This window comes from Streptomyces sp. NPDC008092, assembly GCF_042957285.1.
GTDB lineage: Bacteria > Actinomycetota > Actinomycetes > Streptomycetales > Streptomycetaceae > Streptomyces.
Genome location: NZ_JBIBHY010000009.1, coordinates 60,357 through 80,705, shown reverse-complemented (window position 1 = coordinate 80,705; position 20,349 = coordinate 60,357). Strand labels below are relative to the sequence as shown.

The following is a 20,349-nucleotide window of genomic DNA, read 5'->3' as shown; positions in this document are numbered from 1 at the left end:
TCTCAGGCGCGCCCACGGGTCCAGTCCGGCCCGGTGCGTGCCCACTCCTGCTCCCACTCGGCGAGCCGGTGGCGCAGCGCCACCCGGCGCACGACGCCATGGCCGAGCAGCACCACGGCCGCCGCGCCGCTCGCCCCGCACAGGCCCACGGTGACCGTGTGCTGCCAGACGGCGATGTCGTCGGGCGGCGGGGCCACCCCGTGCCCCTGCCGGTCGAACCACACGTCCACCACGTCACCGGTCCTGGTCCCGGCCGGCACCCGGGCCAGGGCGGTCCTCGTCCCCTTGCCGGGCACGGTCCAGCGGACGTTCGTCTGGTAGGCGTGCGCCCGGTCGCCGCCCTGCACGGACGGCAGCTGGTCCGGGGCGCCGCCGACGACGAGGGCGCGGACCATGTGCCGCTCGGACCGCTCCACCGCCGCCACCGACCGTGCCTGCTCATGGGCCCACAGCCCCGCCACCGCCCCCACCAGGGGCGCGCCCGCGCACAGCAGGACCGCGACCGCCAGCGCGATCCACGTCTCCACCACGTCGGACTTGCGCCGCAGCGGGTTCTGCCGCCAGCGCCAGCCACGCACCCGGGTACGCATGTCGACCTCCTCGCCGCCACAAGAGCCGGAGAGCCGGAGGGCCGGACAGCCGGTCCGCAGCTCCCAGCGTGCCCCCGCTCGCATGCGAGCGTCCACACGGGACTGGTACCCCGTACGGAGCACCTCGCCCACCCTCCGGGACCAGGGACACGGCACGGACCGAAGCACGCGGCCCGCCGCGCGCCGCACGCCCCGCCCCAACACCCCGCGCGCACCCGGACCGCAAGTCCGGGCAGGTCGCCCTCGGGGCACGGACTTCACGAGGAAACGGGGTGAAGTCCAGGGTGCGCGAGGAGGCCGGCGAGCGGATCGAGCGGGACATGGCGGTGAGCTACCCGAGCCGCTTCGCGGTGCTCCAGGGGCTCGCCTCCCGACCGGGCACGGCACGCCCGGACACCGCACCCCGTGCTCGCGTGTTCGTCATGGACGCCCCGGACCTCGACGCGCACAGCGGCGCGCTGTTCAACGGCAAGGCCCGCCCCATCCTGCCCTCCGCGGACCTGGACAAGGAGCGCGTCGGCAGGTTCATGGCGGCCTCGGACGACCTGCTGCGCCGCGCGCTCGCCTGAGACGGCGGACTCGGGAGCGGCCGGCGGGTCCGCGGGCGGTTCAGGAGCGGCACACCCGCCGGACGATGTCCTGCCACCCGTCCGCGAGCCTCCGCTCGGCGTCCTGCTCGGCCTGACCCAGGTCGGTGGAGGAGATGTACAGGAGGAGCGGTCCGTCGAGGGCGGCGGTCAGTTGCACGGCGAGCAGATCACGGTCGGCGGGCCCTAGCTCTATCTGGCCCAGGAGCATCCGGATGTGCATCCGGGACAGCGGCGTCTGGCTGCGGGCGGGCACGGGCTGCCGTCCGTCGAGCGCGGAGCGCGCGATGTCGTGGTGGTCGATGAGGAACCGGACGCGGGCCTTGCCGTAGGCGACCAGGCGCTCCAGCGGCGGTGCCCCCGGTCCCAGGGGCGGTGGTCCGGACAGGACGCGTTCCTGGAAGGCGTACTCGCCGTCGTCCAGCAGGGCCTGGAAGATGCCGGCGCGGGTCTTGAAGCGACGGAACACGGTGCCCTTGCCCAGCCCCGAGCGCTCGGCGAGCGCGTCCATCGTGATCCGGTCCGGCCCGCACTCCGCGAGCATCTCCCGGGCGGTGGCCAGGAGGCGCTGCCGGTTGCGTGCGGCGTCCACGCGCTCGGAAGGCGTTTGTGACAAGTCGGTCCGTTCCACGCGGCCACCATACGTCGGCGCCTGGGGGCACCGATGTCCCGGCAGTAGCGGGGTATAGTCCGTTTATGGCCCTGTAGGCGCGTGGCAACAGGCTGCCGCGGCCGGGCCGATCCTTGTATTGGATGGTGCAGACATGCCGCTCACCGGGGAATACGAGCCGAGCGCGTTCGACTTCGCCCGTAATCAGGTCGAGCTGTACGAACGTTCCGGTGGCACCGAGGGCACGGACAACCAGGGCAGGCCGGTGATCGTGCTGACGTCGGTGGGTGCCAAGAGCGGGAAGCTGCGCAAGACACCGCTGATGCGCGTCGAGCACGCCGGGGAGTACGCCGTCGTCGCCTCCCTGGGCGGCGCGCCCAAGCACCCGGTCTGGTACTACAACCTGGCCGCGAACCCGCATGTGGAACTCCAGGACGGCCCGGTCAGGAAGGACTACCGGGCCAGGGAGGTGCACGGCGAGGACTACGAGGTGTGGTTCGAGCGGGCCGTGGAGACCTGGCCCGACTACGCCGAGTACCAGAAGAAGACCACCAGGAAGATGCCCATCTTCGTGCTCACGCCCTTCGACGCGTAGCGAACGGCTGCCGGGTCCGGGCGGCGGGACCCCGGCCGTCCCGCCGCCCGGCCTCCGGCGTTGCCGGGACGCCCAGGTCAGGCCCCCGATCATTGCGGCCTCATGAACGATCCGCGGGTGCGGGAATAGCTTCCGCGTGGTCGTCCTTGCCGCTGAGTGCCGCTGCCGGGACACCGGTGACAGCACCAGAGAGCGAGGAAACACGATGCCCAAGGCGTACGTCTACACCAGGCACGGCGGGCCCGAGACCGAGGCCTTCGCGGAGCTGGACCGGCCCGTGCCCGGCCCCGGCGAACTGCTGATCGCGGTCCGCGCGGCGGGGGTCAACCCCGTCGACTGGAAGCTGCGGGGCGGCTTCCGCCGCCCCGGCCAGGGCGAGCCGCGCTTCCCGGTCGTCCTCGGCAGCGAGGCCGCGGGTGTGGTCGAGGAGGCCGGCGAGGGCGTGACCGGCTTCGCGGTCGGCGACGAGGTCTTCGGCAACACGTCCGGCGGCGCGTTCGCCGAGTACGCCCTGCTGACGGCGTCCGTGGCCGCGCACAAGCCGGCCGCGCTGTCCTTCGCGGACGCCGCCACCCTGCCGGTCGCCGGGGCCACCGCCTACGACGGCGTGCGCCAGCTCGACCTGCCCGAGGGCGCGACCCTGCTGGTCACCGGCGCGGGCGGGGGAGTCGGCGCGGCGGCGCTGCAGATCGCGCACGCCTGGGGGCTGCGGGTGGTCGGCGTGGCGAGCGAGGCCAAGAAGGACCTCGTGGAGTCGCTGGGCGCCGTGCACGTGGCCTCCGGACCGGGGCTGGCCGACCGGGTGCGGGCGGCCGCGCCCCAGGGCGTGGACGGCGTCTACGACCTGGTCGGCGGCGAGGTGCTCGCCGAGGCCGCCGGACTGCTCGCCGACCGCACCAGGCTGATCACCGCGGGCGCCCCGCCCGAGACCGTCGCCGCGCTGGGCGGGGCCCGGGTGGAACGCGCGCGCACCGCCGCGGTCCTGGACGAGGTCGCCGAGCTGGTCGTGGCCGGGGAACTCGACCCGCACGTCTCGCGGACCTTCCCGCTGGACAAGGCCGACGAGGCGCTGCGCGCCGTGGAGGACGGGCACGCCCTCGGCAAGATCGTGATCGAGGTCGCCGCATGAGCGTCCCGAACGCCCGCGAGGACGCTGCGCACATCCTGGACAACCCCGCCCGCGCCTCGCTCACCGGCCCGCACGCCCGCTTCGCCGAGCGGCGCGGACGGGTCCTGCGCTACCCCGTCGACGTCTCCCCGTGGCTGGCGCTGCCCGACGACCCCGGCGCCGACGACTGGGCGGACCTCGCCGCCCTGGCCGGCCCCGGCGCGGAGGTCCCGCTGCCCGGCTACCGCGGTGAGCTCCCGGCGGGCTGGGAACCCACGATGAACATCGCCGGCGTACAGCTCGTGGACGAGGGCATGGACGCGGTGCCGGAGCCGGCCGCGGTCCGGCTCGGACCGGCTGACGTACCGGAGATCCTCGACCTGGTCGAGCGCACCCGCCCCGGCCCGTTCCTGCCCCGCACCATCGAGCTCGGCACCTACCTGGGCATCCGTCGCGACGGCAGGCTGATCGCGATGGCGGGGGAGCGGCTGCACCCGCCGGGCTGGACCGAGATCAGCGCGGTCTGCACCGACCCGGCGTACCGCGGTGAGGGCCTCGCGACCCGGCTCATCCGCGCGGTCGCCCACGGCATCCGGGAACGCGGCGAGACGCCCTTCCTGCACACCGGCGCCGAGAACACCACCGCGATCCGGCTGTACGAGTCGCTCGGCTTCCGCCTGCGCCGTCGTACCGCCTTCGTCGCGGCCAGGGTGCCGGAGCAGCTCGGTCAGTCGTCGGCGGAGCCCGCCGGGGTCCCCGCGTTGTAGCGCTCCAGGTAGCCGGCGAACCTCACCAGGTCGGCCTCCGGCCAGTCCGCCAGCCGCTCCCGGAAGGCGGCCCGGCGGCTCTGTGTGACCTGGGCCAGGATCTCCTCTCCCGCCTCCGTCAGATGCAGCACCTGGACCCGGTGGTCCTCCGGGTCCAGGCGCCGCTCGATCAGCCCCGCCCGCTCCAGTGCCGCCACCTGCCGGCTGACCGTCGACTTGTCCAGCGCGTAGTGCGCGGCCAGGTCGGTGGCCCGGCAGCCGTCGCGCTCCTCCAGATGCCCGAGCAGCGTGTACGACACCAGCGACAGCTCGGGGTGCATACGCCCGGCCGACGCCCGGGCCCGGCGCGCGAACGTCGTCATCTCGCGCTGGATGGTCTCCACCGCCGTCTCCGCCCTTGTCACGGGAACACCTTCGACGGCCGCGTCCGCCACAGCAACGCCCTCACCGGAATACCTCCTCCGTCGATCTAGTTGTATAGTACAACTTGACAGTGAGTTGTATAAGCCAACCAGTTTGGCCCGTAGGTTCTGGAGGTCGTACGCGATGAGGTCACCGGCACTGCGCCATGTGCTCACGCACCTGATCACCCCGCTACTGATGTGCCTGGGCATGGGGCTCGCCTACATGGGCGCGTTCGTCCACCCGGAGCCCAACCACATGCCGGTGGCCGTGGTCGGCGCCGGACCGGAAGCGAAGGTGTTGGCGCAGACCATCAAGGACACCGCCGGCGACAAGCTCGACGTCCGTACCGTCCCCACCCGCGCCGCGGCCGTCGACCTGCTCAGGTCCCGTACCGTGACCGGCGCCTACGTGCCGAGCGCCAGGACCCCGGAGCTGATCGTCGCGGTCGCCGCCTCGGACACCGGCGCCACGGCCGTCGAGCAGGTCTTCATCCCGGTCGCCGCCAAGGAGGATGTCGCCCTCAAGGTCACCGATGTCGCCGAGCCGGTCGCCGACGACCCCACGGGACAGGGCCTCTTCTTCCTGCTCATCGCCGTGAGCATCGGCTCCTACGCCTCCGTCGCCGCCCTCGGCGCGGCCGGCGCGGCGCTCCCCATGCGGATACGCGCCCTGCTCGCGCTCGGCGTCTCCGCCGTCGTCAGCGGCATCGGTGCGTTCCTCGCCGGACCGGTGTTCCACCTCGCCCGGCACGACCTGGCCGGGGTCTGGGGCATGGCCTGGCTCTACTCCGCCGGGATCCTCCTCATCGGCGTCGGCCTGCACACCTTCCTCAAGCGGTGGACCACGCTGACCATGATGGTGCTCTTCGTGATGCTCAACTTCACCAGCTCCGGCGGGTTGTTCCGCCCCGAACTGCAGAACGGCTTCTTCGGCACCCTGCACGCCTTCTGGAACGGCGCCGGCTTCGTCGAGGGCGTCCGCAGCCTGCTGTACTTCGGCAGCGACGGCCTGAGCCGGAACGTGTGGACCCTCGCCGTCTGGCTGCTGGCCGGCCTCGCGATCACCGCCCTCGCCGCGGCCTACGAGCGGGCCAAGGCAGCGCAGGCCGCCGCCGTGGTCGTACCGGATTCCCCGGCCGGACTGACCGGCGAGGCGGCGGAAGCCGAGGAGGAGGCCGAGGAGACGGTCGGCGTCTGACCGGCCGGTCGGCGGACCGCCCGGTCGGCAGGCCGGCCGGGCGGTAAACCATGTGACCGGCGCTCCGGCGCCCGGATAGGCTCCCCGGCGATGACCTCACTCTCCGACCCCGACACCACCGGCGCCGTCGTCTCGGCCCTGCGCGCCGCCGGCTGCGTCTTCGCCGAGGACGAGGCGGAGCTGATCCTCGCCGCCGCCCGCACCCCGGACGAACTGGCCGCCATGGTGGACCGGCGCTCCGCCGGACAGCCCCTCGAACAGGTCCTCGGCTGGGCGGAGTTCCACGGACTGCGCGTCCTCGTGGAGCCCGGGGTGTTCGTGCCCCGCCGCCGTACCGAATTCCTGGTCGACCAGGCCCTGGCCGAGACCCCCGGCGCGTCCGTCGTCGTGGACCTGTGCTGCGGCTCCGGTGCGGTCGGCGCGGCTCTCGCCGCCGCCCTCGGGGACGTCGAACTCCACGCCGCCGACATCGACCCGTCCGCCGTCCGCTGCGCCCGCCGCAACATCGCCCCCTACGGCGGCCACGCCCACGTCGGCGACCTGTTCGACGCCCTGCCCGCCGACCTGCGCGGCCGGACCGGCATCCTCGCCGCCAACGTGCCCTACGTCCCGAGCGGCGAGGTCGGACTGCTGCCCGCCGAGGCCCGCGAACACGAGCCGCTGGTCGCCCTGGACGGCGGCGGCGACGGTCTCGACGTACTGCGCAGGGTCGCCGCGGGCGCGCGCGAATGGCTCGCGCCCGGCGGCTGCGTCCTGGTCGAGACCAGTGAGCGCCAGGCCGAGGACGCCGTCGACACCTTCCGCGCCGCCGGGCTGACCACCCGGCTCGCGGTCTCGGCGGAGCTGTACGCGAACGTCGTGGTCGGCGTACGTGACGGGGACCGTGCCTGACGGGACCCCGATGTGCGGTGGCGACTCCGCGGGCGCGAACCGGTCGGTCGGTATCGACGTGGAGGGACCGGCCGCGGCCTGATCAGGCGATGTGCTCCCGTGCCGTCCGCAGGATCGTCTCGGAGAGCGCGGGATCGGCCTCCGCCACGGCCCGCGCCAGCGTGAGCGCGCCGATCATGGTGGACAGCGCGGCGAAGTCCGGCGCGGAACCCTGCTCGCGCTCGGGCCTGTCCAGGTTCCTGAGGCGGGTCAGCGCCTCGGCCATGCCGGTGACGCCGGACGCGAAGACACGCTGGATCCCCGCGGGGCTGCGGCTGGCGTCGCGCGCCAGCGCGGCGACGGTGCAGCCGTCCTCTGGCATGTCCCGATGTGCTGCCGACACATAGTCCCGGACGAAGCGCTCCAGCGCCGGCGCGGCATCCGGGTCCCCGTCACCGGTGCCGTCCGCCGCCACGGCGTCGACCGCGGCGACGCTCTCGGCCACACCGCGTTCGCACACGTCGGCCTCCAGCGCGTCCTTGGAGTCGAAGTAGCCGTAGAAACCACCGTGGGTCAGCCCCGCGGCCTTCATCACGTCGGAGATCGTCACACCGTCGAAGCCGCGCTTCCTGAACTGCCGTCCCGCACTGGCGACGATGTTCTCGCGGTTTGCGGTCACTTGCTCACGGGATGCACGCATCGCCCCACCTCCGGCTGAACCAGCTCTCGCTTGACACTTTACATGACGGTCATCATGATTAAGTTATTCATGACGCTCATCATGTAAACGTGGTGAGCGAAAGCGAACGAGGAGAACCGTGACCCCACGCAGCTACCCCCCGGAGCGGACGGCGCTGATCGTCGTCGACCCCCTGAACGACTTCCTCGCCGAGGACGGAAAGCTCAGCGGCCAGATCGGACCGATGCTGGACAAGCTGGACCTGCGCGCACAGCTCGGCCGCCTGATCGGTGCCGCACGTGCCGCCGGTGTGATGATCTGCTACGCCCCGCACGGCCTGAACGACGACGCGTTCGCCGGCGTCAAGCACGTCCTGCCGCGCTTCCGGTTCGCGCTGGACAACCAGGTCTTCTGGGAAGGCACCTACGGCGCCGACTTCTACCCCCCGCTGCGGCCGCGGGACGGCGATGTCGTCGTCGGCCGCCACCACATGTTCGACGCGTTCGCCGGCACCGACCTGGACGAACAGCTCGGCAGCCGCGGCATCGAGAAGGTGGTGCTCGCCGGGCTCACCTCGCAGACCTGCGTCGAGGGCACCGGGCGGCACGCCCTGGAGGCCGGCTACCACGTCACCTTCCTCCTCGACGCCGTTGCGGAGTTCACCGAGGAGGCCCACCGGGTCGCGCTCGACATCTCCTATCCGACCTTCGGGCACGAGACCGTCACCGTGGACGAGTTCCTCGCCGCCGTCGAGCCCGTCGCGACTGCCTGAGGGCAGGAACCGCAGTTCAGAAAGGCAATCCCATGGCAACTGTGTCCGTTGTCCACCACTCCCCGCACGGGCACACCCGTGCGCTGGCCGAGCACATCGCACGGGGTGTGAAGACCGTGCCCGACGTCGAGGTGCAACTGATCGAGATCCTGGGCGAGCAGGTGTCGCAAGGCCGCTGGTCGGACGAGGAGACGATGGAACTGCTGAAGCGGTCCGACGCGATCCTGTTCGGCGCGCCGACCTACATGGGCAGTCTGTCGGCCGTGTTCAAGGCGTTCCTGGAAGGCGCGTTCCATCCGTTCCTGGGACAGGAGTGGAAGGACAAGCTGGCCGGAGGCTTCACCCACTCGGCCGCCCAGAACGGGGACAAGCTGTTCTCGCTGCAGCAACTGGCCGTCTTCGCGGCCCAGATGAACATGCAGTGGATCTCGGTCGGTGACGCGGCCGGCAACAACTGGACCGGCGGCACCGTCCACGACGTCAACCGGCTGGGTTCCTGGCTCGGCGTGATGGGCCAGACCAACGTGGACGAGGGCCCGGGCGCGGTCGGCGCGCACGGCGACCTGGTCACCGCCGAACGCTACGGCGCCCGGGTGGCCGAGCTCACCGCCCGCTGGGTGCACGGACGGCCGTACGAGATCCGGCGCAACACGCTGGAGGACTTCCGGGAGATCTCGGCACGCAGCGCGGCCGAGGCCGGGACACGGATCTGAGTGGAGGACATCCGATGTACCTGCACGTGACCGGAACGGTCACCGATCCGGGCGGGTTGGCCGCCCATGCGGAGGGCGAGGCCCGGGTGCTCCGGGAGCTGAAGGCGGACGGCGTCGTGCTCGCGGCGTTCCGGCGCGACGACGGGCCGGGCGCGTTCCTCGTCGTGGAGGCCGACAGCCTGCAGGACGCCCGGAACAAGCTGGGCCGACTTCCCTATGCGGCCCACGGCCTGCTGACGTTCGAGTACGTCGAGGTCAGCCGGTTCTGAGGCGTGCCGCCGTCCCGGATGCTCCGGCAGACCCCGGGAAATCCGCCGGCCGGCTCCGGAAGGCTCAGTTCCGGAGCCGGCCGGCGCGCGTCGACCCGCGCGCCGCCGGCGCGGCATTCCTCGTCGGTCGCGGTGCTAGGTGGTCGCCCCGCTCCCCGAAGGGCTCGGCGACGGTGAGCGGTCGCCCGGGCGCTGCCACGGGCCGCCGTGGTCGTGCATGCCGCCGCCCCGGCCCATGCCCATGAAGTCACCCGAGAAGGCGCCCGAGGCGGTCGGCTTGCCGTCGTCGCCGCGGGTGCCGATCAGGAAGGCCTTCGCGTCCTTCTTCAGCGTGTCGGAGTCACCCCGCACCTTCACGTCCGAGCCCACGGTCCACGTCCACGACGTGCCGTCGTCGCTCTTCACCGTGACCTGGTCGCCGTCCACCTTCTCGACCGTGCCCCGCTGCCAGACTCGCACCACGTACTTGCCGGTGTCCGGGTCCTTGACGGTCGCCTCGCCGTGCACGCCCATGCCGCCCATCCCGAACCAGCCGTGCCCGGGTCCGCGCCCGTCCGGTGCGGAGGGCGCCGACGGCGCACCGGAGGCGGCCGGGGACGCGGCAGTGCCGCTGTTGTTGGAACCGGCGGCGAACGCCACCGTGCCGCCCAGGGCCAGCGCCCCGGCGACGAAGGCCACGGTCACCGCGCGCACGCGGAACGACTGGCGGCGCCACCGGTCCCGCAGCGGTGCCCCGGGCTCACGGTCCGGCCCCGGACCCGAGAGAACCTCCGACGGGGCTCCCCACTCCGGGGCGGCGGTCTGCGGGGGACGGTCGGGCATCGGCGGGATCGACGGTCCGGTTCCGTCGACGTCACGGCGGTGTTCCTGCTCCGGTTCGTGCGTCACGGCTCGCTCCCATCGGAGAACGGCGGCACGCGGCATCGCACGACGCATGCCTCTCTGTGAATTGTGGGAGTTCGCCGATAAGAACCCGGTAATCAGTTCCTGTGAATGCGATGAATCCGCACCGGCGCGCCCGGCGTGTCCGGCGCCCCGGCGGCCCCTCCTCGGCTACGGCAGTTCCCGGGCCCGCGCGATGAGCAGCGCCACGTCGTCGTGGTTGTCGGGGTGGTGCAGCTCCCGCAGCAGCAGGTCGCAGACCTCCTCCAGCGGGCGGGCGGGGCCGTCGAGCAGGGCCAGCAACTCGTCGAGGCGCTCGTCCAGGGAATGCCTGCGGGTCTCCACCAGGCCGTCGGTGTAGAACACCAGCTCGTCGCCGGGCTCGAAGTCGACGGTCGTGGTGGCGAAGGCGACCCCGCCGACGCCCAGCGGGACCCCGGTGGGCAGATCGAGGAGCTGCGGCGGACGGCCGGGGCGGACCCGGGCCGGGGGCAGATGGCCGGCGTTGGCGATCCGGCACCGGCGCAGCTGCGGGTCGTACACGGCGTACACGCAGGTCGCGATGGAATGGTCGAGGCCCGACGTGGTCTTGTCCAGGTGTTCGAGGAGCACCGCCGGATCGAGGCCCAGCGCGGCCAGGGTGGTGGTCGCGGTGCGCAGCCGGCCCATCGTCGCGGCCGCGTTGATGCCGCTGCCCATCACGTCGCCCACCACGAGGGCCGTACGGCCGCCGTCCAGCGGGATGACGTCGAACCAGTCGCCGCCCACCTCGACGGTGGCGCCCGCCGGCTGGTACCGGGAGGCGACCTCCAGACCCGGGGTCACCCGGGGATGCGTGGGCAGCAGGCTGCGCTGGAGGGTCAGCGCGGTGGTGCGGGCGTTCTCGTACCAGCGGGCGTTGTCGATCTGCACGGCCGCCCGCGCCGCCAGCTCCCGGGCCAGCAGCAGGTCGTCGTCGTCGAAGGACGCCGGATGGCGGGTGCGCTTGAGATCGAGGGCGCCCAGCACCTCGCCGCGCGCGATCAGCGGCACGGCCAGATACGAGTGCACCCCCGCCCGGCCCAGCAGCACCGCGGCCTCGGGGGAGGGGGCGATCCGCGCCAGGTCCTCGTCCTTGACCTGCGGGACGACGACCGACTCCGCGCTCCGTACGCACTCGGTGACCAGCCGGTCCGGTGCGTACCGGGCGACCGTGCCCGGCGCGTCGGCGGCCTGGACCGCGTCCGCCCGCTGCTCGGCGCGCACGGCGAGGACCCGGAGCACGGCCGGCTCGGCCGGACCGGGGGTGCCGCTCCGGCCCTCGACCACCGTGTCGAGCAGCTGAACGGCGGCCACGTCGGCGAGCTCCGGCACGGCGACGTCGGCCAGCTCCCGGGCGGTGCGCTCCAGGTCCAGGGTGGTGCCGATACGGGCGGAGGCGTCGGCGATCACGGCCAGCCGGCGGCGCGCGTTCTCCGCCTCCACGCCGGCCCGGTACGGCTCGGTGATGTCCACCACCGAGGTGGCCACGCCCAGCACGTTGTCCAGCGCGTCGTCCAGCCGGTAGACCGACACCGACCAGATGTGCTCCACGTCCGGATCGGCCGGCGTACGGCCCACCGCGGACTGGTCGATGACCGGCTCACCGGTCCGCAGCACCCGCAGGTAGGCCGACTCCAGGGCGTCGGCGTCCAGCGAGGGCAGTACCTCGCCGATCGTCCGTCCCACGTGCTCCGCGGCCGGGACGCCGTTCATCCGCTCCATCGCCGGGTTGACCGACACGAAGCGCAGGTCCGTGTCGAACACGGCCAGCCCGATCGGCGACTGCTGCACGATCCGCTCGGACAGCGCCACGTCCTGCTCCAGCCGGCGCACCGTCGACTGGTCGGCCGCCAGACCCAGCGCGAACACGTCGCCGTTGTCGTCCATGAGCCGCATGTTGCGGAACTCGACCACATGGGTGGAGCCGTCCTTGTGCCGGATCGGGAAGCCTCCGGCCCAGCTCCGCCCGGTGCTCATCACGTCCGCGAACAGCTTGCCGACCAGCTCGATGTGGCGCTCGTGCACCATCAGCCGGGCCGCGTACTGGCCGAGCGCCTCCTGCGCCGAGTAGCCGAACAGCTCCTCCGCCTGCGGGCTCCACAGCACGATCCGCCCCTGGGCGTCCAGCACGACCGAGGCCACGCTCAGGACGTCCAGCAGCCCGCCCGGCCGCACGGGTCCGCGTACGGACTCCCGGCCCCCCGGCACCGAGGACTCGGCTGGACTCATCGCACGCACCGCCTTCGAGCTTCCGCACGGCACGCCGTCCCCCGTGCCGACTCCCCTTGTTCTATCGCGCTCACACCCGACTCTCCGATGCCACCGCCGACTTTTCCACCATCTCTCAACACGGCGGCATCCGTACGGCGAAGCGGCCACCGGGGCGGCAGTGGCGTGAGTTCACCTTCCCGTCCCGTCATTGGTCTGTACATGTCCGGCGGGGCCGCGCCAGACTGACCGGCGCACGCGCCTCCCACCCCCACCGATACCGAGGAGTAGGCTTCCATGCCCGCGTCCACCCGGCAACGTTGTCACGCAGGCCTGACCGCCCTGGTCGCCCTCGCCACCACCATGGTCCTCGCGACCGCCGCCCCGGCCTCCGCCGCCGACACCTGGACCGAGACCGGCTCCGACCACGCCGATGCGCTGAGCGAGAGCCAGGGCCTCACCTCGGTCGAGGTCCCGGCCGGCAGCCCCAACCGGTACACCGGAGTCGGCACCATCCCGCTCGGCGTCTACGCCCGCGGCTGGAACCACGTCGGCGACCCCGACGAGTCCTACGACGGCTACTACGTCGAGCCGTACCAGGCGGACTCCAGCACCTACAAGATGTACCGGGTGCAGGCCCCCGACGGCACCTGGTCGGAGTACGTCCACACGCTCGTCTCCGGCGAGGCCCTCAACAACTCCTGGTCCGCCATCACGCCCGACAGCCAGTACATGCTCTCCGGCGAGTACGGCACGATGACCCGCTTCCTGGTCTTCCCGACGCCGGGCGCCAACAAGAGCACCTCGCCGTCCGCGAACCTCCCGCTGGCCTCCGTCGTCAACCTCGACCACGCCGTGCGCGACGTGCAGGGCTGCGACTTCACCGGCGCCACCACCCTGCTGTGCTCGTCGGACGACCCGGACGGCAGCCTCTTCGGCTACACCAAGCCGCTGCTGCAGATCGACCTGTCCGCCCAGCCCGGCTCCGCGAACGTCACCGGGCACGTCACGGCCCTGCGCCAGCTCCCGCTGCGCAGCTCCTGCTCCGGCACCTTCGAGGCCGAGGGCATCGACTACGACCGGCGCACCGGCACCCTTCGGGTCATCGTGATGTCGCCCGGCATCTGCGTCCTCACGGACAGCCAGACCTACAAGTTCACCCGGAGCTGAGCCCGCGGCCGCCTGCCGCGGCGGGTGGTGCAACGCCCGGAGATCGGTGCTTTTCTGTTGGCATGGCGTGGTTCGCGGGGGAACCCGTGCTGCCGCGCCATCGCCATGAGAGGAGCGATCACGATGGTCCGTGAGCGACTGCACGAGGAACCCGTCTCGCTGGAGATCAGCGGATGCAGCAAGGAGGACGCCCGGATCGTGTTCGACGCGCTGTGCCAGTGCTTCGAGTCCGACCGGGCCGCCGAGGACGTGCCGCAACAGCTCCACGAGACCCGCCCGATGGTGTGGCTCGGCACGTTCGAGGTCACCGACGCCCACGAGTGCACCCTGCCGCCCCGGCTCTCGGCCCCGGTCGAGGCCGACGCGCAGGGCGGCTACTGGGCCATCAGCCGGCTGCACAAGACCCTCGACTCCCTGTTCGCCGTGCGGAACCTGTCCTCCGCGTCGGGGGACCAGGAGAGGGAGCTGCATGTGCTGCTGGAGAGCCGGGGGGCGTAGCGCACCGGTTGAGAACCCAGTGATATGTCACATGCCACCGGCTCCGGCCTTGTGCAACTAGTTGCATAAACCGTGCGCGGTCCTCTACAACTACGGTGACGACACCGCGCACGGAGGCCCCCATGAGCCGTTACCCCCACCTGCTCGAACCCCTCGACCTCGGCTTCACCACCCTTCCCAACCGGGTGCTCATGGGCTCCATGCACGTGGGCCTGGAGGAGGCCGAGCGCGGCTTCGAGCGGATGGCGGAGTTCTACGCGGCCCGGGCCCGCGGCGGGGTCGGCCTCATCGTCACCGGCGGCATCGCGCCCAACGAGGAGGGCCGGCCCTACGAGGGCGGCGCCAAGCTCACCACCGAGGAGGAGGCCGGGCAGCACCGGGTTGTCACCGAGGCCGTGCACCGCGAGGGCGGCCGGATCGCGCTGCAGATCCTGCACTTCGGCCGGTACGCCTACCACCGCGACCTGGTCGCCCCGAGCCCCCTCCAGGCCCCGATCAGCCCCTTCCCGCCCCGTGAGCTGACCGACGCCGACGTCGAGCGCACCATCGACGACTACGTCCGCGCCGCCCGGCTCGCCCGGCAGGCCGGCTACGACGGCGTCGAGATCATGGGCTCCGAGGGCTACCTGATCAGCGAGTTCGTCGCCGCCGTGACCAACCGCCGCACCGACCGCTGGGGCGGCTCGTACGAGAACCGGATGCGGTTCCCCGTCGAGATCGTCCGCCGGGTGCGCGAGGCCGTCGGCGAGGACTTCATCATCGTCTACCGGCTGTCCATGCTGGACCTGGTCCCCGGCGGCTCCTCCCTCGACGAGGTGATCACCCTCGCCCGGGCCGTCGAGGCCGCCGGGGCGACCATCATCAACACCGGCATCGGGTGGCACGAGGCCCGCATCCCGACCATCGCCACCTCGGTCCCGCGCGGTGCCTACACCTGGGTCACCAAGAAGCTGATGGGCGCGGTGTCCGTGCCGCTGGTCGCCACCAACCGCATCAACACCCCGGAAGTCGCCGAGGAGCTGCTCGCCGAGGGCTTCGCCGACATGGTCGCGATGGCCCGCCCGATGCTCGCCGACCCCGACTTCGTCGCCAAGGCCGCGGCCGGCACGCCCGAGGCCATCAACACCTGCATCGGCTGCAACCAGGCGTGCCTCGACCACTCCTTCGGCGGGAAGATCACCTCCTGCCTGGTCAACCCGCGCGCCTGCCACGAGACCGAGCTGGTCCTCGCCCCGACCCGGCTGAAGAAGCGCGTCGCGGTGGTCGGCGCCGGACCGGCCGGCCTCGCCTGCGCGGTCTCCGCCGCCGAACGCGGCCACGAGGTGACCCTGTTCGACGCGGCGGCCGAGATCGGCGGCCAGCTGAACGTGGCCCGCAAGGTCCCCGGCAAGCAGGAGTTCGACGAGACCCTGCGCTACTTCCGCCACCAGCTCGACGCCCACGGCGTGGACGTACGCCTGAACACGACCGTCGAGCCCGGGGACGTCACCGGCTACGACGAGGTCGTGGTCGCCACCGGCGTGACCCCGCGCACCCCCGACATCCCGGGCGTCGACCACCCCCGCGTCCTCGGCTACCTCGACGTGCTGCGCGACAACGCCCCGGTCGGTGACCGCGTCGCCATCCTCGGCGCCGGCGGCATCGGCTTCGACGTCGCCGAGTACCTCACCGACGGCGGCGACAAGGCGAGCGACGACCCGGCGACGTACTTCAGGCACTGGGGCGTCGACATGGACTACCGGAGCCCCGGCGGGCTGGCCGCCCCCGAGCGCCCCGCGCCCCCGCGCACCGTCCACCTGCTCCAGCGCAAGACCGGCAAGGTCGGCGCCGGGCTCGGCAAGACCACCGGCTGGATCCACCGCACCGAGCTCAAGCACCGGGGCGTCACCATGGTCCCGGGCGTGCGGTACGACCTGATCGACGACGCCGGACTGCACGTCACCGTCGACGGCGAGAGCACGGTCCTGGAGGTCGACACGGTCGTGCTGTGCACCGGGCAGGAGCCGCGCCGGGGCCTGTACGAGGAGCTGGTCGCCGCGGGCCGCAGCGCGCACCTCATCGGCGGTGCCGACGTCGCCGCCGAACTGGACGCCAAGCGGGCCATCAAGCAGGGCACGGAACTCGCGGCCGCGCTGTGAGCGCCCGTCCCTAGGATGAGCCCATGTCACTCCCGCACGCGATCCTCACCGCCCTGCTCGAAAGGCCGTCGTCGGGGCTTGAGCTGACCCGCAGGTTCGACAGGTCGATCGGCTACTTCTGGTCGGCCACGCACCAGCAGATCTATCGCGAGCTCGGCAGGCTGGAGGCCGAGGGCTACATCCGCACCCTGCCGGCCGAGCAGCCGGCCCGCGGGCAGAAGAAGAGCTACGAGGTCCTGCCCGCGGGCCGTGCCGAACTGGCCCGCTGGACCGCCGCCGCCCAGGATCCCAAGCCGCAGCGGGACGTGCTGCTGCTGCGGCTGCGGGCGGCGGCGGTGGTCGGCACGGACGGACTCGAAGCCGATCTGCGCCGCCATCTGGAGCTGCACCGGCGGCAGTTGGCGGAGTACGAGGAGATCCAGCGGCGCGACTTCCCACCGGGCAAGGACGCCCCGGAGGACCGGCTGCGGCACCTGGTGCTGCGGGCCGGCATCGACCTGGAGACCTTCTGGACGCAGTGGCTCGGCCATGCCCTGGAGGAGTTCGGCGAACTCCCCGGCCCGTCCTAGAGCCGGTAGGGCTTCGAGCGCTTGCGCAGGTACCAGCCCGTGGCGATGACGCCCGAGCCGACCAGCGCGGCGCCGATGCCCAGGGTGAGCGGGCCGTAGTCGCGGGCGGCGCCGCCCAGACCGCCCATCACGCCCCGGGCGGGAGCGGGCGGGACCGGCTTGGCGGCCGAGTTGCCGGTCGAGTTGGCGGTGGAGGAGGTCGTCGGCGCGGCGGGGGCGGACGAGACGATCACCGACTGGGTGCCCGCCGTACCGCCGTTGGAGCAGACGACGACCACCGTGTAGGTGCCCGGCGACACCCCCGACCAGGCGGCGGACTGGCTCACCGTGGTGCCCGCCAGGGCCACCTGCCGCCCCTGGGCGAAGGCGGTCTGACCGCTGTTGAGCAGCGAGGCGTTGCCCCAGCTGCCGTTGCTCTGGGTGCAGGCGCTGGTGACCACCGAGACCGTGGTGCCGATGGTGCTCACCGAGATGCCCGAGAGCGCGGCGGACGGGCCGGCGAACCAGGTCGGGACAGCGGCGGCGGCCGCCAGGGTCAGGCCGGAGCGGAGGAGAAGTCGTGTAGTGCGCATGGTCTGCCCTCCGGCGGCACGGTCGGCGGAACGTCCCTTGCGCCGCCGAGGGTGGGGAAACGCCCGTGCTGCCTCGGGTTCAGCGAAAGGGGCCCCGGCCGGTCCCGCACCCGGAGGGCGACCGGCCAGGTGAGTTCTTCCTCCGTCCGGCCCAGGCCGGGATGCGCGTCAGGACCCTGTCGTCACGGTCCGCTCCGCCGACCAGCCGCCCCAGGTGCCGTCGGGCAGCCGCGCCCGGAGCCGCACCTGGTGCCGGACCCCATGGTCGCGGCCCACATAGAAGCTGTAGGCCGACCGTCCCTTGGGCGGAGTGCCGCCCCACACCAGGGAGGTGGTCGTACCGCCGTCGAGCCGGATCTGGTATTCGGTGACCACACCGTCCACCTGCGGCGGGTCCCAGGCCAGATCCAGGTAGCAGGCCCCGCTCTCCTCGTGGGTGCGGGCCGTGAACGCGGTCGGCGCGGTGTCGCGGCCGTCGCCGCTGCCGGGTGTGGTGAGGCGCACCGCCGTACTGGCGGGCGAGAGGTTGTCGGCCGCGTCCCGGGCCCGCACGGTGAAGACGTAGCGGGTGCCCGGCCGCAGTCCCATGACCACCGCCGCGGTCTGGTTCCCGCCCACACTGTGGATCTTGGCTCCGCCCTGCCAGATGTCGTACGACACCACGGCCCGGTCGTCCGTCGAGGCGCCCCAGGACAGCTGTACCGCGCGGCTGCCGACGGTCCGGCCCGCCGGCCGTGCGGGCCGGGTCGGTGCCGAGCGGTCGGCCGCGGTCATCGCGGGGGTGGTGGCCCGCACCGCACGGCTGCGCGGTCCGAGGCTGCCGTCCCCGCCCCGGGCCCGCACGGTGAACACGTACTCCGTGGACGGCCTGAGCCTGGTGACGTCCACCATGTGCTCGGAGCCGGGTACCTCCTCGACCTTCGTGGTGCCGCGATACACCGCGTAGGCGCGGACCCCGGAACCGTTTGGCAGCTCGTTCCACATGACGTGCACGCTGGTGGCGCTCCCGGCGGCCGCGGTCACCCCTGTCGGGGCGCCGGGCAGCCTGTCGCTGTCGCCGTCGGCGGCGCCGCCCCGGCCGCAGGACGTCACGAACAGCAGGGCGCAGACCACGACGGCAACTCGGCGCACGGTTCCGCCTCCCCGGGGTCGGCAGCACGGCAATGGTCCGGACCAATATGACTGCCCGGGATGCGGACATCAAGAGGGCCGTATTGCAGACGCCGGGGGAGAGTTACGTATGCTGAGGGTCCTGCGGTCGAACTTCCTGGAAGAACAGGGGAGTTCGCGCCTGTGGCGCGGAACGCTGTCGTCGCTGATCCCGCGCCGGCACGGGCGGCCGGGGCGGTCTGGGCCGGCACCGGCTCAGCGCCCCGGTCCTCGGCGGCCGCTCACGATGTGTCAGTTTCGTTGCGCCGAACGGCCCTGTACAGCCTCCACGTGCTGGCCCGGCCGCCGGACCCGCACCATCTTGTTCCGGGTGACTCCATGTCCCCCACGAAAAGGGTCCCTCATCGTGCGTGTCCAGTCGCTGACGCTGGCCGCGGCCGGCGCCGCCCTGCTCGCCCCCGCCACACTGCCCGCCCCCACCGCCTCGTACGCGGCCCCCGGTGTCCGGCACCGGATCTCCGCCACCGACCTGCTGGCCCGGGTCCGGGACTGCAACCAGGTCTCCCGGGGCCGCTTCCGCTCCGATGCCGGCACCGCCGCCACCGTCCCCGTGTGCGGCACCCGGCAGGCCGTCTTCTGGAAGGCCGACCTCGACATCGACTGCGACGGTCAGCGAACCGCCCACTGCAACCGCGCCGCCGACCCGGCGTTCACCGCCGCCACCGCCTACCAGCAGTCCAACGGCCGCCAGCTCAACGCCGAGAAGCTGCCCTACGTCGTCGTACCCGGCCCCAGCCGCCGCTGGAACCACCGGAAGTCCGGCGTCCGGGGCGGCGCGGTCGCCGCGGTCATCTACAAGGGCCGGGTCCAGTACGCCGTCGTCGGCGACACCGGACCGCGCGACATCATCGGCGAGGCCTCCTACGCCACCGCGAAGGCGCTCGGTGTGAACCCCGACCCGCGGGTCGGCGGGGTGCCGTCCGGTGTCACCTACATCGTCTTCAAGGACTCGGCGGTCGAGCGCATCGAGGACCGTGCGGAGGCGGAGGCGGAAGGGCAGCGGCTGGCGGCGGAGTTCACCGGGGACGGCTGACCGGCGGGCCGGCCGCCCCCGGCGGCGCGGGTCAGACGGCCGCCCAGCCGTTGTCCACCGGCAGGATCGCGCCGTTGATGTTGCTCGCCGCGTCCGAGGCCAGGAACACGATCGCCGCCGCCTGCTCCTCGGGCTCGGAGACCTGGCCCACGTTGCCGAAGTACGGGCCGAGCGCGGCCGGCCCGTGCGCGCCGTCCTCCAGGTCGATCTGGATTCCGGTCCTGGTGCCGCCGGGTGCGATGGCGTTGGCCCGGATGCCCTGGTTGCGGTACATCACCGCCAGGTTCTTGGTCAGGCCGACGACGCCGTGTTTCGAGGCCGTGTAGGCGGCGCCCGCCGCGCTGCCGCGCAGGCCGGCCTCGGAGGCGGTGTTGACGATCGCGCCCCGGCCGGCCGCCAGCATGTGCGGCAGCACGGCCCGGGTGAGCAGGAAGGGCGCGGTGAGGTTGACCCGTATCACCCGCTCCCACTCCGTGTCGCTGACGTCCGCCAGCGCCGACATCCGGTCCATGATCCCGGCGTTGTTCACCAGGACGTCCACCCCGCCGAACCGTGCCACCGCGGTCGCCACCACCTCGTCCACCACGGACTGCTCGCCGAGGTCGCCGGTGACGGCCACGGCGGTGCCGCCGGCCTTCTCGATCTCCGCCACCGCCGTGCCCGCGGCCTCGGCGTTCAGGTCGGCGAGGAGGACCCGGGCCCCCTCCCTGGCGAAGGCCAGGGCGGCGGCACGTCCGATGCCCGATCCCGCGCCGGTGACGATGACGGCGCGCCCGTCGAGTCCGCTGGCCATGTGGTGCTCCCATCAGGTGGTGCGAGGCGCTCGGCGCCCGGTACGGCTCATACCGTACGACTTAATGTCGTCGAGTGACATAAATTCGCGGCGAGAATTTTCCATCACCTCGGTTCCTCGGGGACAATCCCGG

The 20,349-nt window shown here is 72.6% G+C and carries 23 protein-coding genes; 14 read left to right on the top strand and 9 right to left on the bottom strand.

Annotated features, from left to right (window positions below):
* Positions 1–2: 2 nt before the first annotated feature.
* Entirely contained in the window at positions 3–590 is a 588-nt protein-coding gene (locus tag ACFZB3_RS28325; RefSeq protein ID WP_391379985.1) for a hypothetical protein, read from the bottom strand.
* A 272-nt stretch (positions 591–862) separates the two neighbouring features.
* On the opposite strand from ACFZB3_RS28325, the gene ACFZB3_RS28320 reads away from it, so the two are divergent.
* Positions 863–1,159 carry a hypothetical protein gene (locus ACFZB3_RS28320; protein ID WP_391379983.1) on the top strand — a complete coding sequence of 99 codons (297 nt, stop codon included), beginning with the start codon at positions 863–865 and terminating at the stop codon, positions 1,157–1,159.
* A gap of 40 nt (positions 1,160–1,199) precedes the next feature.
* Here the strand turns inward: ACFZB3_RS28320 and ACFZB3_RS28315 are convergent, their stop codons facing one another.
* The gene (locus ACFZB3_RS28315) at positions 1,200–1,808 is read right to left on the bottom strand and encodes a TetR family transcriptional regulator (protein ID WP_391379980.1); all 609 of its coding nucleotides are present in this window, start codon (positions 1,806–1,808) and stop codon (positions 1,200–1,202) included.
* Between the two features lie 133 nt (positions 1,809–1,941).
* Here ACFZB3_RS28315 and ACFZB3_RS28310 point away from each other — a divergent pair, with 133 nt between their 5' ends.
* The 3 genes from ACFZB3_RS28310 (at position 1,942) to ACFZB3_RS28300 (ending at position 4,257) form a co-directional block, all read left to right on the top strand.
* Positions 1,942–2,382: a nitroreductase/quinone reductase family protein gene (locus ACFZB3_RS28310; RefSeq protein WP_391379978.1), complete on the top strand. Its 441-nt coding sequence runs from the start codon at positions 1,942–1,944 to the stop codon at positions 2,380–2,382.
* Between the two features lie 205 nt (positions 2,383–2,587).
* Complete coding sequence (locus ACFZB3_RS28305) at positions 2,588–3,511, top strand: zinc-binding dehydrogenase (protein WP_391379975.1); 924 nt, start codon at positions 2,588–2,590, stop codon at positions 3,509–3,511.
* Positions 3,508–4,257, top strand: coding sequence for a GNAT family N-acetyltransferase (locus tag ACFZB3_RS28300; protein WP_391379973.1), 750 nt, complete (start codon positions 3,508–3,510; stop codon positions 4,255–4,257). Before ACFZB3_RS28305 ends, ACFZB3_RS28300 begins: the two co-directional genes overlap by 4 nt.
* Here the strand turns inward: ACFZB3_RS28300 and ACFZB3_RS28295 are convergent.
* Positions 4,218–4,619 carry a MarR family transcriptional regulator gene (locus ACFZB3_RS28295; protein WP_391380634.1) on the bottom strand — a complete coding sequence of 134 codons (402 nt, stop codon included), beginning with the start codon at positions 4,617–4,619 and terminating at the stop codon, positions 4,218–4,220. The genes ACFZB3_RS28300 and ACFZB3_RS28295 overlap by 40 nt on opposite strands.
* Positions 4,620–4,803: 184 nt before the next feature.
* On the opposite strand from ACFZB3_RS28295, the gene ACFZB3_RS28290 reads away from it, so the two are divergent.
* The gene (locus ACFZB3_RS28290) at positions 4,804–5,859 is read left to right on the top strand and encodes a hypothetical protein (protein ID WP_391379972.1); all 1,056 of its coding nucleotides are present in this window, start codon (positions 4,804–4,806) and stop codon (positions 5,857–5,859) included.
* Between the two features lie 90 nt (positions 5,860–5,949).
* Positions 5,950–6,750 carry a putative protein N(5)-glutamine methyltransferase gene (locus ACFZB3_RS28285; RefSeq protein ID WP_391379970.1) on the top strand — a complete coding sequence of 267 codons (801 nt, stop codon included), beginning with the start codon at positions 5,950–5,952 and terminating at the stop codon, positions 6,748–6,750.
* Between the two features lie 82 nt (positions 6,751–6,832).
* Here ACFZB3_RS28285 and ACFZB3_RS28280 read toward each other — a convergent pair whose 3' ends face one another.
* Positions 6,833–7,408 (bottom strand): TetR family transcriptional regulator, encoded by a 576-nt coding sequence (locus ACFZB3_RS28280; protein WP_391379968.1) that lies wholly within the window; start codon positions 7,406–7,408, stop codon positions 6,833–6,835.
* Between the two features lie 139 nt (positions 7,409–7,547).
* Here ACFZB3_RS28280 and ACFZB3_RS28275 point away from each other — a divergent pair, with 139 nt between their 5' ends.
* The 3 genes from ACFZB3_RS28275 to ACFZB3_RS28265 are packed head-to-tail and all read left to right on the top strand — an operon-like array spanning position 7,548 to position 9,162.
* The gene (locus tag ACFZB3_RS28275) at positions 7,548–8,180 is read left to right on the top strand and encodes an isochorismatase family protein (protein WP_391379965.1); all 633 of its coding nucleotides are present in this window, start codon (positions 7,548–7,550) and stop codon (positions 8,178–8,180) included.
* Between the two features lie 32 nt (positions 8,181–8,212).
* The gene (locus ACFZB3_RS28270) at positions 8,213–8,893 is read left to right on the top strand and encodes an NAD(P)H-dependent oxidoreductase (protein WP_391379963.1); all 681 of its coding nucleotides are present in this window, start codon (positions 8,213–8,215) and stop codon (positions 8,891–8,893) included.
* A 14-nt stretch (positions 8,894–8,907) separates the two neighbouring features.
* Positions 8,908–9,162: a YciI family protein gene (locus ACFZB3_RS28265; RefSeq protein ID WP_391379961.1), complete on the top strand. Its 255-nt coding sequence runs from the start codon at positions 8,908–8,910 to the stop codon at positions 9,160–9,162.
* 135 nt (positions 9,163–9,297) lie between these two features.
* Here ACFZB3_RS28265 and ACFZB3_RS28260 read toward each other — a convergent pair whose 3' ends face one another.
* A complete protein-coding gene (locus ACFZB3_RS28260; RefSeq protein ID WP_391379959.1) occupies positions 9,298–10,050 on the bottom strand; it encodes a hypothetical protein in 753 nt (250 codons plus the stop codon).
* A 165-nt stretch (positions 10,051–10,215) separates the two neighbouring features.
* Entirely contained in the window at positions 10,216–12,294 is a 2,079-nt protein-coding gene (locus ACFZB3_RS28255) for a SpoIIE family protein phosphatase (protein WP_391379957.1), read from the bottom strand.
* Between the two features lie 276 nt (positions 12,295–12,570).
* Here ACFZB3_RS28255 and ACFZB3_RS28250 point away from each other — a divergent pair, with 276 nt between their 5' ends.
* The 4 genes from ACFZB3_RS28250 to ACFZB3_RS28235 all read left to right on the top strand — a co-directional run bounded on the left by ACFZB3_RS28250 (position 12,571) and on the right by ACFZB3_RS28235 (position 16,648).
* Positions 12,571–13,443: a hypothetical protein gene (locus ACFZB3_RS28250; protein ID WP_391379955.1), complete on the top strand. Its 873-nt coding sequence runs from the start codon at positions 12,571–12,573 to the stop codon at positions 13,441–13,443.
* Between the two features lie 123 nt (positions 13,444–13,566).
* Complete coding sequence (locus ACFZB3_RS28245; protein ID WP_391379953.1) at positions 13,567–13,941, top strand: hypothetical protein; 375 nt, start codon at positions 13,567–13,569, stop codon at positions 13,939–13,941.
* A gap of 122 nt (positions 13,942–14,063) precedes the next feature.
* The gene (locus tag ACFZB3_RS28240; RefSeq protein ID WP_391379951.1) at positions 14,064–16,079 is read left to right on the top strand and encodes an FAD-dependent oxidoreductase; all 2,016 of its coding nucleotides are present in this window, start codon (positions 14,064–14,066) and stop codon (positions 16,077–16,079) included.
* Between the two features lie 23 nt (positions 16,080–16,102).
* Positions 16,103–16,648 carry a helix-turn-helix transcriptional regulator gene (locus tag ACFZB3_RS28235; RefSeq protein WP_391379949.1) on the top strand — a complete coding sequence of 182 codons (546 nt, stop codon included), beginning with the start codon at positions 16,103–16,105 and terminating at the stop codon, positions 16,646–16,648.
* Here ACFZB3_RS28235 and ACFZB3_RS28230 read toward each other — a convergent pair.
* Positions 16,645–17,220 carry a hypothetical protein gene (locus ACFZB3_RS28230; protein WP_391379947.1) on the bottom strand — a complete coding sequence of 192 codons (576 nt, stop codon included), beginning with the start codon at positions 17,218–17,220 and terminating at the stop codon, positions 16,645–16,647. The two genes, ACFZB3_RS28235 and ACFZB3_RS28230, sit on opposite strands and share 4 nt — an antisense overlap.
* 168 nt (positions 17,221–17,388) lie before the next feature.
* The gene (locus tag ACFZB3_RS28225; protein ID WP_391379945.1) at positions 17,389–18,351 is read right to left on the bottom strand and encodes a fibronectin type III domain-containing protein; all 963 of its coding nucleotides are present in this window, start codon (positions 18,349–18,351) and stop codon (positions 17,389–17,391) included.
* A gap of 385 nt (positions 18,352–18,736) precedes the next feature.
* Here ACFZB3_RS28225 and ACFZB3_RS28220 point away from each other — a divergent pair, with 385 nt between their 5' ends.
* Positions 18,737–19,423 carry a glycoside hydrolase family 75 protein gene (locus ACFZB3_RS28220; protein WP_391379943.1) on the top strand — a complete coding sequence of 229 codons (687 nt, stop codon included), beginning with the start codon at positions 18,737–18,739 and terminating at the stop codon, positions 19,421–19,423.
* 31 nt (positions 19,424–19,454) lie between these two features.
* On the opposite strand, the gene ACFZB3_RS28215 is transcribed toward ACFZB3_RS28220, so the two are convergent.
* Positions 19,455–20,216, bottom strand: a complete 762-nt coding sequence (locus tag ACFZB3_RS28215) for an SDR family NAD(P)-dependent oxidoreductase (protein WP_391379941.1) — start codon at positions 20,214–20,216, stop codon at positions 19,455–19,457.
* Positions 20,217–20,349 lie beyond the last annotated feature (133 nt).

Bases quoted from the DNA above. Each gene is read 5' to 3' on its own strand.
- ACFZB3_RS28300 (WP_391379973.1), top strand. From the start codon at position 3,508: ATGAGCGTCCCGAACGCCCGCGAGGACGCTGCGCACATCCTGGACAAC.
- ACFZB3_RS28230 (WP_391379947.1), bottom strand. From the start codon at position 17,220: ATGCGCACTACACGACTTCTCCTCCGCTCCGGCCTGACCCTGGCGGCC.
- ACFZB3_RS28235 (WP_391379949.1), top strand. From the start codon at position 16,103: ATGTCACTCCCGCACGCGATCCTCACCGCCCTGCTCGAAAGGCCGTCG.
- ACFZB3_RS28245 (WP_391379953.1), top strand. From the start codon at position 13,567: ATGGTCCGTGAGCGACTGCACGAGGAACCCGTCTCGCTGGAGATCAGC.
- ACFZB3_RS28255 (WP_391379957.1), bottom strand. From the start codon at position 12,294: ATGAGTCCAGCCGAGTCCTCGGTGCCGGGGGGCCGGGAGTCCGTACGC.
- ACFZB3_RS28215 (WP_391379941.1), bottom strand. From the start codon at position 20,216: ATGGCCAGCGGACTCGACGGGCGCGCCGTCATCGTCACCGGCGCGGGA.
- ACFZB3_RS28250 (WP_391379955.1), top strand. From the start codon at position 12,571: ATGCCCGCGTCCACCCGGCAACGTTGTCACGCAGGCCTGACCGCCCTG.
- ACFZB3_RS28270 (WP_391379963.1), top strand. From the start codon at position 8,213: ATGGCAACTGTGTCCGTTGTCCACCACTCCCCGCACGGGCACACCCGT.
- ACFZB3_RS28240 (WP_391379951.1), top strand. From the start codon at position 14,064: ATGAGCCGTTACCCCCACCTGCTCGAACCCCTCGACCTCGGCTTCACC.
- ACFZB3_RS28325 (WP_391379985.1), bottom strand. From the start codon at position 590: ATGCGTACCCGGGTGCGTGGCTGGCGCTGGCGGCAGAACCCGCTGCGG.
- ACFZB3_RS28295 (WP_391380634.1), bottom strand. From the start codon at position 4,619: ATGACGACGTTCGCGCGCCGGGCCCGGGCGTCGGCCGGGCGTATGCAC.
- ACFZB3_RS28305 (WP_391379975.1), top strand. From the start codon at position 2,588: ATGCCCAAGGCGTACGTCTACACCAGGCACGGCGGGCCCGAGACCGAG.
- ACFZB3_RS28285 (WP_391379970.1), top strand. From the start codon at position 5,950: ATGACCTCACTCTCCGACCCCGACACCACCGGCGCCGTCGTCTCGGCC.
- ACFZB3_RS28310 (WP_391379978.1), top strand. From the start codon at position 1,942: ATGCCGCTCACCGGGGAATACGAGCCGAGCGCGTTCGACTTCGCCCGT.
- ACFZB3_RS28290 (WP_391379972.1), top strand. From the start codon at position 4,804: ATGAGGTCACCGGCACTGCGCCATGTGCTCACGCACCTGATCACCCCG.
- ACFZB3_RS28265 (WP_391379961.1), top strand. From the start codon at position 8,908: ATGTACCTGCACGTGACCGGAACGGTCACCGATCCGGGCGGGTTGGCC.